The organism is Streptomyces sp. NPDC001816 (assembly GCF_042892235.1).
In the GTDB taxonomy this organism is placed as follows: Bacteria; Actinomycetota; Actinomycetes; order Streptomycetales; family Streptomycetaceae; genus Streptomyces.
The window spans coordinates 453,013-467,698 of record NZ_JBIATY010000007.1; the positions used below are offsets into that span (position 1 = coordinate 453,013).

At 71.8% G+C, this 14,686-nt stretch carries 12 protein-coding genes and 1 pseudogene; 8 read left to right on the forward strand and 5 right to left on the reverse strand.

Translation table 11 applies throughout. The features are described 5' to 3' along the window. Positions 1–36: 36 nt before the first annotated feature. A complete protein-coding gene (locus ACFYZZ_RS27090; protein ID WP_389180904.1) occupies positions 37–507 on the forward strand; it encodes an enoyl-CoA hydratase/isomerase family protein in 471 nt (156 codons plus the stop codon). Positions 508–770: 263 nt separating this feature from the next. Here ACFYZZ_RS27090 and ACFYZZ_RS27095 read toward each other — a convergent pair whose 3' ends face one another. Next, entirely contained in the window at positions 771–1,754 is a 984-nt protein-coding gene (locus tag ACFYZZ_RS27095; protein WP_389180907.1) for a helix-turn-helix domain-containing protein, read from the reverse strand. Positions 1,755–1,810: 56 nt separating this feature from the next. Between ACFYZZ_RS27095 and ACFYZZ_RS27100 the strand changes: the two genes are divergently transcribed. Beyond that, a complete protein-coding gene (locus ACFYZZ_RS27100; protein WP_389180910.1) occupies positions 1,811–3,115 on the forward strand; it encodes an MFS transporter in 1,305 nt (434 codons plus the stop codon). 17 nt (positions 3,116–3,132) lie between these two features. Here ACFYZZ_RS27100 and ACFYZZ_RS27105 read toward each other — a convergent pair whose 3' ends face one another. Then, complete coding sequence (locus ACFYZZ_RS27105) at positions 3,133–4,074, reverse strand: LysR family transcriptional regulator (protein WP_389180913.1); 942 nt, start codon at positions 4,072–4,074, stop codon at positions 3,133–3,135. Between the two features lie 71 nt (positions 4,075–4,145). On the opposite strand from ACFYZZ_RS27105, the gene ACFYZZ_RS27110 reads away from it, so the two are divergent. Continuing rightward, positions 4,146–5,033: an SDR family NAD(P)-dependent oxidoreductase gene (locus ACFYZZ_RS27110; RefSeq protein ID WP_389180916.1), complete on the forward strand. Its 888-nt coding sequence runs from the start codon at positions 4,146–4,148 to the stop codon at positions 5,031–5,033. 32 nt (positions 5,034–5,065) lie between these two features. Here the strand turns inward: ACFYZZ_RS27110 and ACFYZZ_RS27115 are convergent, their stop codons facing one another. Further along, positions 5,066–6,517, reverse strand: coding sequence for a purine-cytosine permease family protein (locus ACFYZZ_RS27115; protein WP_389180919.1), 1,452 nt, complete (start codon positions 6,515–6,517; stop codon positions 5,066–5,068). 245 nt (positions 6,518–6,762) lie between these two features. On the opposite strand from ACFYZZ_RS27115, the gene ACFYZZ_RS27120 reads away from it, so the two are divergent. Then, the gene (locus tag ACFYZZ_RS27120) at positions 6,763–7,650 is read left to right on the forward strand and encodes a serine hydrolase (protein ID WP_389180922.1); all 888 of its coding nucleotides are present in this window, start codon (positions 6,763–6,765) and stop codon (positions 7,648–7,650) included. A 22-nt stretch (positions 7,651–7,672) separates the two neighbouring features. On the opposite strand, the gene ACFYZZ_RS27125 is transcribed toward ACFYZZ_RS27120, so the two are convergent. Further along, positions 7,673–8,377 carry a DUF4232 domain-containing protein gene (locus ACFYZZ_RS27125; protein WP_389180925.1) on the reverse strand — a complete coding sequence of 235 codons (705 nt, stop codon included), beginning with the start codon at positions 8,375–8,377 and terminating at the stop codon, positions 7,673–7,675. Between the two features lie 255 nt (positions 8,378–8,632). On the opposite strand from ACFYZZ_RS27125, the gene ACFYZZ_RS27130 reads away from it, so the two are divergent. The 4 genes from ACFYZZ_RS27130 (at position 8,633) to ACFYZZ_RS27145 (ending at position 14,200) form a co-directional block, all read left to right on the forward strand. Further along, entirely contained in the window at positions 8,633–9,712 is a 1,080-nt protein-coding gene (locus tag ACFYZZ_RS27130) for an NAD(+)/NADH kinase (RefSeq protein ID WP_389180928.1), read from the forward strand. A gap of 96 nt (positions 9,713–9,808) precedes the next feature. After that, positions 9,809–10,612, forward strand: coding sequence for an intradiol ring-cleavage dioxygenase (locus tag ACFYZZ_RS27135; RefSeq protein WP_389180931.1), 804 nt, complete (start codon positions 9,809–9,811; stop codon positions 10,610–10,612). Positions 10,613–10,879: 267 nt separating this feature from the next. Next, positions 10,880–13,135, forward strand: a complete 2,256-nt coding sequence (locus ACFYZZ_RS27140) for an ATP-binding protein (RefSeq protein ID WP_389180934.1) — start codon at positions 10,880–10,882, stop codon at positions 13,133–13,135. A gap of 294 nt (positions 13,136–13,429) precedes the next feature. Beyond that, positions 13,430–14,200: a CAP domain-containing protein gene (locus tag ACFYZZ_RS27145; protein WP_389180937.1), complete on the forward strand. Its 771-nt coding sequence runs from the start codon at positions 13,430–13,432 to the stop codon at positions 14,198–14,200. 108 nt (positions 14,201–14,308) lie between these two features. On the opposite strand, the pseudogene tatA reads toward ACFYZZ_RS27145, so the two are convergent. Beyond that, positions 14,309–14,558, reverse strand: a pseudogene (tatA, locus tag ACFYZZ_RS27150) (Sec-independent protein translocase subunit TatA); the annotation flags it as partial. Between the last annotated feature and the right edge of the window lie 128 nt (positions 14,559–14,686).

Below are 14,686 nucleotides of genomic sequence, written 5' to 3' on the forward strand. Positions count from 1 at the left end.
CCAGCGCCGCCGCTCACCCTGATCGGTCCGGAGCTGGTGCGGGACCTGGTGGAGTTGATCCGGGCGCTGGATGCCCCCTCGCTGCCGGTGGTCACCATCGGCAAACTACGCGGCCGGGCGCGAGGAACGGGCAGCGAGCTCGAGGTACTCCTCGGCGCCGATGACTACGACGCGGAGCCGGCCGAGCGGTACGGCTGGATCAACCGCGCCGTTCCCGACGACGAACTCGATGCCGTAGTGGACCGGTTCGCCCACCGCGTCGCACGCTTTCCGGCCGACGCCGTCGTCGCGACCAAGACCTCCGTCGCGCACGCGACCGCGCCCTCGGACGACGAGCTCCGCGCCACCACGGCCGTGTTTCAGCACTTCGTGCGCGAGGGCGCCGCGGGCCGGCGCACAACTCTCCTGATGGAGCGCGGACTCCAGACGCGCGGCAGGACGGAGCTCGATCTCGGCGAGGCGCTGGCGGCCCTTTCCCCTGACCGGTCGCACGACGAGGTGTCCTGATACGGCCGGCGCCCATGCGGTGATGCTCTCTGAGAACCGCTTGTCTCCCTACGCTGACAGCATCGGAACCCAGTGATTCATCACCTGGTGCAGACGCTGCCGGTGGTCGGCGATCCAGTTGACGGTGACGCTGTTTCCCTCGTCACGGCAAGGGAGATCAGCTCCCTCGGAGCGATCTCGCCCATAGTTACCCCTTCATCGGCGAGTACCGCAGGATCCGCGTCCCGTCAGGGGTGCATCCGCCGTCCATTTCGTTGGGAGTTCTAACGGCACAGCTCGTCGCCCAAGGCCGTGCGCGCGTACCGCACCGTACGGCCGCTGCGGGTCCGGCTGAGCAGCCCCGCGTCGTAGAGGACCGCCAGGTGCTGGCTGACCGCGCCGGGGGTGACGTTCAGGCGGTGGGCGAGTTCGGTCGTGGAGGCGGGTTCGGCGAGGAGGCTCAGCAGGCGGGCGCGCGGGCGGCCGAGGAGTCGTATGAGGGCGCGGTCGGTGACCGGTGGCGGTGCCTCGGAGAGGGTGGCGCGGCCGCGGGCCGGATAGATGAGCACCGGCGGGCGCGAGGGGTCGATCACCGTCTGGGCTCCCCGGGCGAAGACCGTCGGCATCAGCACCAGGCCGCGCCCGGCGATGCGGATGTCGGCCGGGGGCCAGGGGGCCGTGTCGCGCGCGCGGGTCAGCCGCAGCTGGTCGCCGGTCCACACGAGCCGCGAGTCGAGCCCGACGAAGAGTGCCGCTGCTCCTTGCTCCGCCAACACCCTTGCCTGATGGGCGAGATCGGCCTCCAGGATGCTCTGCACACGCGGCCACCAGCTGTCGTGGAGGCAGGTGTGCCAGTAGGCGTCGACGGCGTCGGTGAGCCGGGTGAGGAAGGCCGCGGGGTCGGCCAGGGCTCGCGCGACGACCGGTGGGAGGGCGTCGTCGGTGCGGTAGGTGGCGCGGAAGTCGGCGGCGACGACGTCCGGCGGGGTGCGGCGGACCTCGTCGAGTTCCTCGGAGAACGTGGGGCGGGCGCGGGCCGGGCGTGGGGTGAGGAAGTCGGGCACCCACAGCCAGGGGGCTATCAGAGCGGTGAGCACTTCGCGGTCGAGGGTCTCCAGGCGCGGGCGGATGCGGCGCAGCCACGGCCGGTGGTGCGGGTAGCGGGCCGGGTCGTGCAGGCAGCGCAGCGAGAACACCGCCTCCTGCAGCGGGGAGTAGGCGAAGGAGGTGGTGGCGAGGTCGCCGACGGCGAAGCGGAACTCGATCATTGAGCGCCACGCTAAATCATTGTCGGACGCCGGTGAGGACGGGGTTGGCTGTCGACATGACCACGACACCTATCTCATCCGCCCCTGACCAGCACGACAGTCCCGAGGCGAGTCGCGCGACCCGTGCGGGCGGGCTGCTCCCGGCCGACCCGGTCCTGCGCCTCGCCACCGTGCTGACCGCCGTCAACTCCCTGGGCAACGGGCTGTACTTCCCGCTCGGCATCCTCTACTTCACGCGCATCGTCGGCCTGGACGCGACGGCGGTCGGTGTCGGGATGACGGTCGCGGGTCTGGTGGGTGTCGCCGCCGGGGTGCCCGCCGGGCGGGCCGCGGACCGGTGGGGTGCCCGGCAGATGGGGGCCCTGCTGTGGGGCGGCACGGGCATCGCCACGGCCGCGTACACGCTGGTGCACTCCTACGCCGGGTTCCTCGTGACGGTGATCTGCGCGACGGCGTTGCAGATGGCGAGCCGTGGGGTGCAGGGCGCGCTCTACGCCGACGTGCTGCCTGCGGCCACGCGGGTGGAGGCACGGGCGTATCTGCGGATGGTGACCAACGTCGCGATGGGCCTGGGCGGCGCGCTTGGTGCGGTCGCCCTCCAACTGGACACCCGGGGCGCATATATGACGGTGATTCTGGTGAACGCGCTGTCCTTCGCGGGCCCCGCGCTGCTGGTGCCGCGGATGCCGCTGGCGTCGCATGTGCGCGAGCGGGCGGCGCTGGACGACGACGCCCCGGCCGTGGACCGCTGGCGGGCGGTGCGTGACGTGCCGTTCCTGGCGGTGACCGTGCTCAACGCGGCGCTGGTCGTGCAGTACACGCTTTCCGAGGTCGGGTTGCCGCTGTGGATCGTGGAACGGACCGAGGCGCCGCGCTGGACGGCGGCCCTGCTGATGATCGTCAACTGTGTGCTGGTGGCGCTGCTGCAGGTGCGGGCCGCCCGCCGTGCCTCCCAAGTGCCCAGCGCGGTACGGGCGATGGGCTGGGCGGGACTGCTGCTGGCGGTGTCCTGTGCGGTGTACGCCCTGTCCGCGGGCCTCTCCCCCGTGTGGGCCGTGCTGTCGCTGACCGCCGGCGCGGTGGTCCAGGTCTTCGCCGAGGTGCTGTCGGCGGCCGGTGGCTGGACCCTCGGGTACGCACTCGCCGACGCCCGGGCGCACGGCGTGTACCAGGGTGTGTTCGGCTCCGGGATGTCGGCGGGGATGATGGCGGGACCGGCCCTGGTCACGGTCACCGCGATCGCCCACGGCACGCTCGGCTGGGCGGTGCTCGGCGTGGTGTTCGCCGTGGCCGGGCTCGCGGTGGCCCCCACCGTACGCTGGGCCCAGCGGGACGGCGCCTGGCGGGGCGAACCGGCCTGACGCCGCACCTCCGTCGGTCAGGGGGACGGCTGTGTCCGCTCCGGTGTGTCGAGGTCAAGGGCCGCACCGCCGAGGGCTGTTGCCACGCGGGTGACCGCTTCGGCCGGCGGGTGCGGCAGGCGGGCCAGGAGCAGGCGCCGCTGCTCCTGGGGGCCGCCGCGGACCGGCAGGATGCGTACACCCGGCGGCGCGGCGGGGGTCAGTGAGGCCGGCACGGTGGTCAGTCCGCAGCCGGCGGCGACCAGGTGGAGCTTGGCCAGCCAGTCGCGGGCGGTGTGGGCGATGTCGGGCCGCTCGTCCAGGCCCGGCCACACCCCCATCAGCCCGTCCTCTCCGGAGGAGGACCCGGCGATCCAGCGCTGACCGCGCAGGTCGGCCACGTCGACGAAGTCGCCGCGGGCGAGCGGGTGGGTGGCCGGCACCGCGAGGCGCAGGGCGCGCTCGGTGAGCGTCCGCAGCACCAGCGGGGGTGACTCGGCGTCCGGCGGCCGGAACGGCGGCGCCGACGCCAGCAGCGCCAGGTCCAGGCTGCCGGCGCGCAGGGCACGGACCAGGGCCGGGGTGCCGCCCTCCCGGCCGACCACGTTCAGGCCGGGGTCCGTGCGGCGCAGCGCGGTCAGGGCCCTGGGCACCAGCACCGCTCCGGCGCTGGGGAACCAGCCGAGCCGGACCGTCCCGGCCTGCCCGGGAAGGCCGGACAGTTCGCGCGCGGCCGCGTCGATCTCGTCGAGCACGACCGTCGCCCGGCGCATGACGACCCGGCCCGCCGCGGTCAGCCGTACGCCGTCGCGCCTGCGTTCCAGCAGTTCGGTGCCCGCCGCGCGTTCGATCGCGGCGATCTGCCGGGACACCGCCGACTGGGTGTAGCCCAGCGACGCGGCGGCCGCGGTGAAGGTTCCCTGCTCGGCCACCGCGCGAAAGACGCGCAGTGCCGTGAGCGACACATCGCTGAAGTCCATGACGTTTACGCATACCAGCCGTGCGGAACTTTCGTTGGACTCATAGTGCACGTGTTTCTAGCGTGGCATGCATGAACGCTTCGCGAATCACCCTCGTCACGGGCGCCAACCAGGGTCTCGGCCGCGCTCTCGTCGAGGGGCTGGCGGCCCGTATGGGCCCCGACGACCTGGTCCTGCTCACCGGCCGCAACCCGCGGCGCGTCGCCGAGGCCGCCGCCGAGGTGGCCCGACTGCCCACCACCCGCGGTCAGGTCCAGGGCCGGGTCCTGGACGTCACCGACACCGACGCCATCGACCGGCTGGCCGGTGAACTCCACCGGCAGTACGGCGGCGTCGACGTGGTGATCTCCAACGCGGTCGCCCGGGTACTGCCCGACGAGTCGCAGTCCGAGCGCGCCGACGAGTTCATCGACGTCTCCAACACCGCCACACACGCGATCCTGCGTTCCTTCGGGCCCGTTCTGCGCCCGGGCGGGCGGCTGCTCGTCGTGGCCAGCAGCCTGGGCACCCTGGGCCACCTCGATCCGCGACTGCACCCCCTCTTCGACGGTGCGAGCCTCGACCAGGTCGAGTACGCCGTCGAGTCCTGGCGCAGCGAGGTCCACAGCAGGACCGCGGAGGAGGCGGGCTGGCCGCGCTGGCTCAACGTGCCCTCCAAGGTGGCGCAGGTCGCCGCCGTCCGGGCGGTCGCGGCCGAGCGCCGCGCACACGACCTCGCCGCCGGCACCCTGATCGCCTCCGTCTGCCCCGGCATGGTCGACACGGCCACCTCCCGCCCGTGGTTCAGCGACTACAGCCAGGCCCAGTCCCCCGCCGACGCCGCCCGGGCCGTGCTCGACCTGGTGTTCACCGAGGGCGTCGATCCGATGCTCTACGGCGAGCTGGTCCGCTTCGGCAAGCCCTTGCCCTGGCACGACGGCGCGCCCCTGGTGGAGCAGGACCGGATGCTCAGGCCGTGACCTGGCCAGGGGCAGCGGCCGGGTCCCGTGCGTCACGGTTCGCGGTGCTCGTGTGCCGCGAGTTCCAGTGCCGCGGCCTCCGCCTCCGCCACGCGTGTCTCGGCCTCCACGTCGATCGAGCGGGTCAGCCACCAGTACAGCAGTGCGGAGACCGGCAGGCCGATGAACAGGGAGATGTCGGCTCCGCCGAGCGCTTCGGCGGCGGGGCCGACGTACAGGGTTCCGACGGAGAAGAACGGGATCATGACGCCGAAGCCGACCAGGTACGCGATGATGCCGTGCCAGCCCCAGCGCCCGTAGATGCCGTTCGGGTTGAAGATCTCGGCGACGGCGTAGTGCCCGCGGCGTACGACGTAGTAGTCCATGAGGTTCACCGCGGTCCACGGGATGAACAGGTAGAGCACCAGCAGCAGGAAGTTGTTGAAGTTCGCGAGGAAGTTGGAGGTCGCGGCGAGCGCGCCGACCAGGGAGAGAGCCGCGGTCAGGCCGAGGGTCAGCAGACGCACGCCGAGCGTGGGCTGCACCCGCTTGAACGAGTCGATGGCGCTGATGAGGGTCAGTGAACCGCCGTACATGTTCAGCGCGGTGACGGACACCAGGCCCAGGGCGGAGAAGAGCAGCACGATCGCGCCGAATCCGCTGAACACCTTGTCGCCGGCGGCGTTGATCGACGCGATCGTCTCGAAGTCCTTGCCGGCCCAGGCGGCCAGCAGCGATCCGAGCACCATCAGCCAGATACCGCCGAGCGCGGAGCCGAAGTACGTCCAGTAGAAGGTCTTGCGGACGGTCACGTCCGGCGGGAGGTAGCGCGAGTAGTCCGAGACGTAGATCGCCCAGCTGATCTGATAGCCGGCGACCACGCCGAACTGGGCCAGGAACGGCGTCCACTTGAAGGCGCCGAGGTCGAAGGAGCCCGCCGGGTAGTGCAGGGTGGCCAGGACACCGATGGTGAAGATCCCGAAGATGAGAAGGAAGGTGTAGGTCAGGAACCGCTCGGCCTTGTGGATGACGTCGTAGCCCACCAGCGCGATGACGAGCGCGACCACGGTGACCACGACCACCCACAGCTTGACGCCGCCGTGCACCGTGGTGTGCAGGGCGTCGGCGGCGAGGATGCTGTTGAAGACGTTGAATCCCGCGTACTGGATGTAGGCGAAGAGCCACACCAGGAGGGCGCCGACGTAGCCGAACTGGGGCCGCGACTGGATCATCTGGGGCAGGCCCAGCTGGGGGCCCTGAGCGGAGTGGAAGGCCATGAAGAAGGTGCCGATCAAGGTGCCGGCGACGATGGCCAGCAGCGACCAGATGAGGTTGCCGCCCTCGGTGATGCTGATCAGCCCCACCGCGAGGGTGGCGATCTGGGCGTTGGACATGAACCACAGGGGGCCCAGATGCCACAGCTTGCCGTGCCGCTCGTCCAGGGGGACGTAGTCGATCGACCGGATCTCCAGGCCCGACACTCTCGGCTCAGCTGATGTGCTCATGACGCCTCCCGGGCCCAGTATGCCTCTCTGGTCACTTTCTTCCCCACGGGTGAGGAGAGCAAGCCGTTCCGATGTTCACGCGGCGTGAGCGGTGGTCGCGTTCGGTTCTCGTGTGCCCGTTGTTGCTCTGCTCACAATTCGGTCCTGAACGGGCCTGCCGTGGCAGCGGTCACTTCGCGAAGCGGGCGTTTTGTTTACGTTCGCAGTCCTGTGTCCCTGTCCCCCGAACTGCCGAGGCCCTCTCCATGGCGTACCGAATCCGCTCCTCGTCGCACCCCCGAGGCCCCCGCGCGGCGATCTGTGGCGTCCTCGCGGCCGCGGCGTCAGCACTGCTCGCGGCCGGTGCGCTCGCCCCGGCACCGGCGGTCGCGGCCACCACGTCGACGGGGTCCGGCTCCGCCCCGGCCGACTTCTCCGCGTCGGTGCACGCCAAGGGCAAGGCGCGCGTGACGGCCGCGGTGCTCGACCTGGAGGGCACGGGCCGGACGCCCACGGTGTATGGCGACGACACCACCTACGACACGGCGAGCATCATCAAGGTCGACATCCTCGCCACGGTACTGCTCCAGGGACAGGACTCCGGGCACGCCCTGACCGCGAAGGAGCGTGCCCAGGCGGAGGCGATGATCGAGCACAGCGACAACACGGCGGCGAACGCCCTGTGGCGGCGCATCGGCCTCGCCCCGGGACTTCAGGCGGCCAACAAGCGGCTGGGACTGACCACCACCAAGGGCGGCCCCGGCGCCAAGTGGGGACTGACCCGGACCACGGCGAGCGACCAGATACGGCTGCTGCGCGCGGTCTTCGACACCGGGGCCGCCTCGAAGACGGGCTCCGCGCGCGCACTCAGTGACACGTCCCGCGGCTACATCCGTACGCTGATGGGCCGCATCGCCCCCGAGCAGTCCTGGGGCGTCTCGGCTGCCGCCGGCTCCGAGTGGGCCCTGAAGAACGGCTGGCTCCAGCGCAACACGACCGGGCTGTGGGACGTCAACAGCGTCGGCCGGATCACGGCCGGCAAACACCACTACCTCGTCGCGGTCCTGTCGGACGGCAACACCTCGATGAAGGACGGCGTCGCGCTGGTGGAGCGGGCGGCCCGGGCCGCCGTCTCCTCGACGACGGCCCACTGACGCCGCCCGGCTCCCGACGAGGTCAGGAAGGCTTGACCGCCGACACGGCGGTCGCGGTGACCTTGTTGTCGCACTCGGCGATCTCACCGTCCGACAGGGCCACCTGGTGGGCGCCCGACCCGGGCAGGCCGACCACCAGCGTCGGGTACACGGTGGGCTTCGCGCCGGACGTGCAGTAGCCGTCGCCCTCGCCCTGCACCTGGACGAAGGTCAGCTTCACCCATGCCTTGCCGCCCGGGGCGACCTTCACGCTCGACGCGGAACCGGCGGGGGTGACCTTCAGCGGAGCGTTGTGCTCGGGCGAGCCGTTGCCCGCCCCCGCCACCGTCGGGTGGCCCTGCAGGACGCACGCCTTTCCGGAGACGTTGGTGAACTCGACGATCGCCGCTCCGGTGCCGGTGCCGTCCGGGCGGTTGGCAGCCTGGTACGCCGTCACCTCCAGGGCGGTGAGCGGACACGTCGGCGCGGTGCCGCCCGACGGGTCGGACGCCGGCGTGGCCGTCGCGCCCGAAGGGGTGGAGGTGCCGCTGCCGGCGGGCTTCGAGGCAGCGGTGGCCGGGCTGCTGGGAGACGAGGCCGTGGGGGAAGCGGCCGCGGTGGACGGAGCCTGGGACGACTTCTGGGCCGACGGGGCGCCGCCACCGGACTGGCACGCGGTCAGCGACAGAGCGGCCGCGATCGTGACCATCGCCGACGCGGTGACGCGGATGGTGTTTCGGTGCTGCATGGGGTCCCCCGATTTCGGAAGCAAACAGGTCGTCCGGCTCGGTGCCGGTGGTCACGGACAGAGACAGACCAACCTGACCAGGGGTTCCGCTGTGGATCAGCTGTGACATGGCAGTGACAGAAATCCGGCCGGATCGGCACGTAAGCACAGGTTAGGGCCGGGCAGGCCCCTGCCCCGGCAGCGGCGTGGCGTGTCCGGTGCGGGCCGGGGATCGTGGTGGGGAGAGCCCTCTGTAGAGCCGGTTTGGAGGCGGGTATGACCGTGAACCGTATCGGCCTGGTCGTGCACGGCGGACGGGCGGAGGCCGTGGCCGCGGCGAGCGCCGTGCGTGAGTGGAGCGCCGAGCACGCCGTGGAGTGTGCCGACATCGACGTGTGGCAGGAGGGCGCGCGGCACAGCGCCCGGGAGGAACTCGACGCCGCGGGCGATCCGGATCTCATCGTCACCCTCGGCGGCGACGGAACCTTCCTGCGCGGTGCCCGGCTGGCGGCCGAGAACGACGCCCTGGTCCTCGGCGTCGACCTCGGCCGGGTGGGCTTCCTGACGGAGGTCCCCGCCACGGCCGTGCGCGCGGCGCTGGACGCCGTACGGGAGGACCGGATCACCGTCGAGAGCCGGATGCTCCTCACCATGCGGGCGTCCTGCCGGCTGGAGGTGCCCGATCAGGTGGAGGCGCTGGTGCACTACGCCCGTGGGCCCATGCTGCCCCCGCCCCGGGTGCGCATGGAGTGCGAGACCGGTGACGACTGGGGTGTCGCCCTGAACGTCACGGCGCTGAACGACGTCGTCCTGGAGAAGCTGGCCAGGGACCGGCAGGTGTCGGTGGGCGTCTATCTCGCCGGGCGGCTCCTCGCGTCGTACTCCGCCGACGCGCTGCTGGTGGCCACGCCCACGGGCTCGACCGCGTACAGCTTCGCCGCCGGTGGTCCGGTCGTCTCGCCCCGCGCGGAGGGCCTCATCTTCACTCCGGTGGCCCCGCACATGACGTTCAACCGGTCGGTCGTGGCCGCTCCGGACGAGCCCATCGCGCTGCGGGTCCTGGAGCGGTCGGGCCAGGCCGCCGTCAGCATCGACGGTCAGGTGCGCGGGGTGCTCAACCCCGGGGACTGGATCGGCGTGTACGCCGCTCCCCGCCGGCTCAAGGCGGTGCGGCTCGGCCCCATGGACTTCTACGGCCGGCTGCGCGAGCGCATGAACCTCACCGACGCGCCGGCCGCGCTCGCCGACGGGGTCGCCGCTCCGCTGTGGCCGGTGACGTCGCCCCCGCCGGGCGACCTCGCGCACCTGGCCATGCCCTCGGCTCCCGACGCGGCGGAGCGGCAGCGGCTTCCCTGAGGTCTGCCGCACGGGCCTCGGGAGTTTCGTAACGCCCCCGATTTCATCGGTCGTCCGTACGATCCCAGGCGTCGGCGCACACGCCATCGTCACAGCATGACTGACACCCCCCACCACAACACCGCGGAACCGCAGCGCGCCCCCGAGCCGGCCGACACCCGGGCCGGCGCCACCCGCAGATCGGCCATCGCCACCCTGGGCGGCGCCACCCTCGGCGTGGCCGCACTGGGCCTCGCCGCCACGCAGCCGGCGGCCGCCGCGGATCCCCGCACCCCGGCCCGGCTCGCCGCGGCGTGCGTCCTCACGCCCGAGCAGACCGAGGGGCCCTACTACCTGGACCTGGAGACGGTCCGCAAGGACATCACCGAGGGCAAGGCCGGCGTTCCGCTCACCCTGCGCGTCACGGTGACGGACAGCACCACCTGCGCCCCGCTGCCCAACACGGCGGTCGACATCTGGCACTGCGACGCGCTCGGGATCTACTCCGGTTACGTGGCCGGCGGTTCCACCCCGGACACGACCTTCCTGCGCGGTGTGCAGCTGACCGACGCCGCCGGCGTCGCCGAGTTCACCACCGTCTACCCGGGCTGGTACGTCGGCCGGGCCCTGCACATCCACGTCAAGACACATGCGGGCGGCACGGTGTCCAACGGGACGTACCACGGCGGCCATGTGTCCCACACGGGCCAGCTCTACTTCCCGGAGACCTACAACACCAGGGTCGCCGCCCTGTCTCCCTACCGGAACAACAGGGCGACCCGCACGCTCAACGCCAGGGACGGCATCTACCGCAACGGCGGGTCCTCGACCCTGCTGACCCTCACCCAGGCGGGCAGCGACCTCGGCAAGGGAGTGACCGGAACCGTCGTACTCGGGATCGACCCCGGCGCCACGCCCTGACGGGATGGTTTCCTCCCCGGAGTGGGCGGCCAGGAATCGGGGATGACCCGGAGTCGAACGTGTGAGGCATGCGGTGCAGCACTGATCACGAGACCGCACGGCGGTCGGCCGGCCCGGTACTGTTCCAACGCCTGCAGACAACGGGCGCTCCGGCTGCGACTGGCAGCACGGCGAGCCTCGCCGTCCGGACCGCCGCCCCCTGCCACCCACGACCACGGCCCCGTCCTGCTGTCGGCACTCGACTCCTTCGTCGGCCGGCAGCAGGAGATGTCCCGCCTGCGCGCCCTTCTGAGAAGCACCCGGCTGCTGACGCTGACCGGTGCGGGCGGGGTGGGCAAGACGCGGCTGGCGCTGGAGTGCGCCAGGGGGTTGCCTAACCGCTTCGCCCGGGTGGACCTCGTGGAGCTGGACTCGCTGCGGGACGGCTCTGTGCTGACGCAGTCCGTGGCGGCCGCGCTGGGCGTGGGCGAACGAGCGGGCCGGACCGGCGCCGACGGTCTGGTCCGTGCGATCGGGGACGCCTCCCGGCTGCTGGTCCTGGACAACTGTGAGCATCTGGTCGAGCCGTGCGCCCGGCTCGTCGCGACCTTGCTCGGCCACTGCCCTCGGCTGCGGATCCTGGCCACCAGCCGGGAGGCCCTGCGGGTGCCCGGAGAGACGGTGTTCCGGGTCGGCGAGCTGTCCCTGCCCCCGGCCGACGCCGGGGACGACGTGGCGGCCCTGCTTCGGGCGGATGCCGTGCGGCTGTTCGTCGAGCGCGCGTCGAGCCGCTCGCCCGGCTTCTCGCTCGACCGGGACAACGGTCGTACGGTTGCCGAGATCTGCCGGCGGCTGGACGGCCTGACCCTGGCCGTCGAACTCGCGGCCCGGCACGTCGGCGCCCTCGCGCCGGGCGACATCCTGGCCGGGCTGGACGACCAGCTGTGCCAGCTGGACCTCCTGGCCGACGGAAACAGAACCGGGCCCCGGCGCCACAGCGGGCTCGCCGCCGCCGTCGACTGGAGCCATCGGCTGCTGGACCCGGCGGAGCAGGCCGTCTTCAGGCGTCTCGCGGTCCTGGTCGGTGGCTTCGACGTGGCCGCGGCACGGTCGGTGTGCGTGAGCGACGGCATCGGACCGGGGCAGGTCTTCCGCATTCTGTGCGCCTTGGAGGCCAAGTCCCTGGTCGTACGTCTGCCGGGTGACGCAGCGCCGACCCGCTTCAGGCAGCTCGGTGCCATCCGCGCCTACGCTCTGGAGCGGCTGCGCGCGTCCGGCGAGCTGCCGGGCACCCTGCGACGCGCCCTCGCCTGGCTGACCGCACTGGCCGACGGGGGCCGCGGGGACGTGTTCGCCGACCAGGCGAGCAGCCCGCTGGCGGTGGAGCGGGACAACCTCGCCTCGGTGCTGGCCTGCGCCACCGGCCACGGCGAGGCCGCGCAGGCACGGCTCACGCTGGAGCTGGCCCGCGTCCACTACCAGCAGGAGCAGCCGTCGGCCGCCCGCGCGCTGCTGACCGGACCACTACGCGAAGCGGACGGCTGGGCGCCGGGCGGAGAGGCGCCCGCGCTCGCCGCGCGGGTGGCCTGCCAGCAGGCCGACCTGGACGAGGCGCTGCGCCGGGGCGAGCAGGCCGTGGCCAGGGAGCGGACGCGCCACGACCCCGCCGGACTGGCCAACGCCCTGGACGCCCGGGCTGCGGCACGGCTGTGCCGCGAGGAGTTCGCCGAGGCCGTCGCGGACCTGCGCGAGTGCCGGGACGTCCTCGCCTCGCTCGGCACAGCCGAGGAGATCGCGTGGTGCACCCATCACCTTGCCTGGGCGCTGCTCCAGGCGGGTCTGGCGCCGGAAGCCGACGCGCTCATGGCGCGGTGCCTGCCGGTGCTCAGGGAGCACGCGCCCTGGCCCCGGACCGCAGCCGCGCTGCACACCGCGGGAGCCGTACGCCTGGCCCTCGGGCAGGTGGAAAGCGCCGAGCACCTGTTCACCGAAGTCCTGCGGATCACCCCCGGGACGAGCTTCCACTCGCTGTATCCCGTCGAGGGCCTGGCCCTCGTGGCCGCCGAGCGCGGGGACCCGCAGCGCGCCCTGCGGTTGTACGAGGCGAGCGCACAGGCACGCCGCCGGCTGGACACCGAGCCCGAAGCACCCTGGCGACGCACGATGGAACAGGCGGCGGACCGGGTCGGGAAACTGCTGTCGCCGGCCGCACGGGAGGCTGCCGTCACCGGCGCACGGGGGCTGCACGGGGAGCGGCTCGTCGCGTACGCCCTGCGGACGAGCAGCGGCGCGGACGAGCGGTCACGGCTGACCGCCCGGGAGTTCATGGTGGTCGAGCTGGTGACGGAAGGGTTGACCAACCGGCAGATAGCCGAACAACTCAGACTTTCGATGCATACGGTCGCCACGCACCTGGACAAGGTGCGCGACAAGTTGGGCCTTCGCTCGCGCACACAGATCGCCCTCTGGGCGGCCGACGAGAACCGGAAGCTTTGGTTCCGTGACATCCGTCACGCCGCCCCGAGAGCTAGGGGTGCCGAATAGTAGATACCGTTCTGGCGACATATGGGATTTGTCCGGCTTGGCGTGGGCACCTGGCGGGTCAGGCAGGACGGCATTGCGTCGACTCGGCGTTCTCACCCGTTCCCCGAAACACACCGGGTTTCTGACGGGGCAACAGCATTCTCCGCAAACTGCAAACGTGGGACCAGCACGCTCCCCTGCGCTTGGCAAGGACCTTCAGTATCTACGAAGCAAGGTAGTACGAAGGCTCTTTGCGCTCCCTGTGAGGGCTTTCTAAGAATGACGGCCCGCAGGAAGTTACCGGTGAGGTCACGCATGGCGAAGCATCGTAAGAAGCAGCACTACCGGCGGTTGGTCATTGGGGCGGTCGTCCTGAGTGCGGTGGGCGTACCGTCCGTCGCCACGGCCTGTAGCGACTGGGGGAACGACGGCGGGCCCCGGGCCGGCGGCGCCGGGAACCACTCGGCCCAGACCTGGCAGTACCACGCGCACCACGATCACCACCGGAAGAGCCACTGGAATCACCACTGGCAGGGCGGCGAGAGCAGCGCGCCCACTGCGGCGCCGTCGAAGACTCCGACCGCCTCCGCGACCCCCCACAAGACCGCAAAGCCGAAGCCGAAGCCCACCGCGACGCACAGCGCCCCCAGGCCTACCGCCTCCGCGACTCCCACCCCGCGGAGCACCCCGAAGCCGACCGCCACGGCCTCCGGGGTCGTCGCTCGCATCGTGGCGCTCGTCAACGCCGAGCGCAGCAAGGTCGGTTGCTCGGCCCTGACCCTGAACTCGACCCTGACGAAGGTGGCGCAGGCCCACAGCCAGGACATGGCGGCGCACCAGAACATGTCGCACACCGGGTCCGACGGGTCCTCCCCCGGCGACCGGATCACGCGCGGCGGCTACAACTGGAGCACCTACGGCGAGAACGTCGCCTACGGCTACTCCACTCCCGAGCAGGTGATGGCGGGCTGGATGTCCAGCCCCGGCCACCGGGCCAACATCCTCAACTGCTCGTTCAAGGAGATAGGCGTCGGCCTGGCGCAGCCCAACAGCTACTGGACGCAGGACTTCGGGACCGCCCGCTAGCCGGCGGACGGCAGGCCTTCGGCCGCCCCCAGCACCGCACCGCTCGGGCGGGTGCGGTGCTGGGGGCGGCCGAAGAGCTTTCCCAGGAAGCCAGCGAGCGGCGGTTTCCTCGGCGACCGTGCGAGCCGCGGCCGCCTCGCCCGGGGCGGTCTGGTGCACCTTGGGGGCCGGCTGCTCGGGCGCGGCGTCGGCGGGGGCCGCGGACTGCGCGACGCCGTCGTCCTTCACGGCCTTCGCCTCGCTCTTGAGGATGCGCATCGACTTGCCGAGCCCGCGAGCGGCCTCCGGCAGCTTCTTCGAGCCGAACAGCACCGACGATCGCCACGATCAGCAGGCGCCAGATTGCTGCATTGCGCAACTTTACAACGGCTATATCCGCACCGGGACTTCAGATCAGTCGTCGGAGTCGGGCTTGGTGCGTGCCGCCGCGTAGGCCTGGGCCGGTGTCATGGGAACGCCGCCCAGCTCCACCGTCTTGTAGGGGCT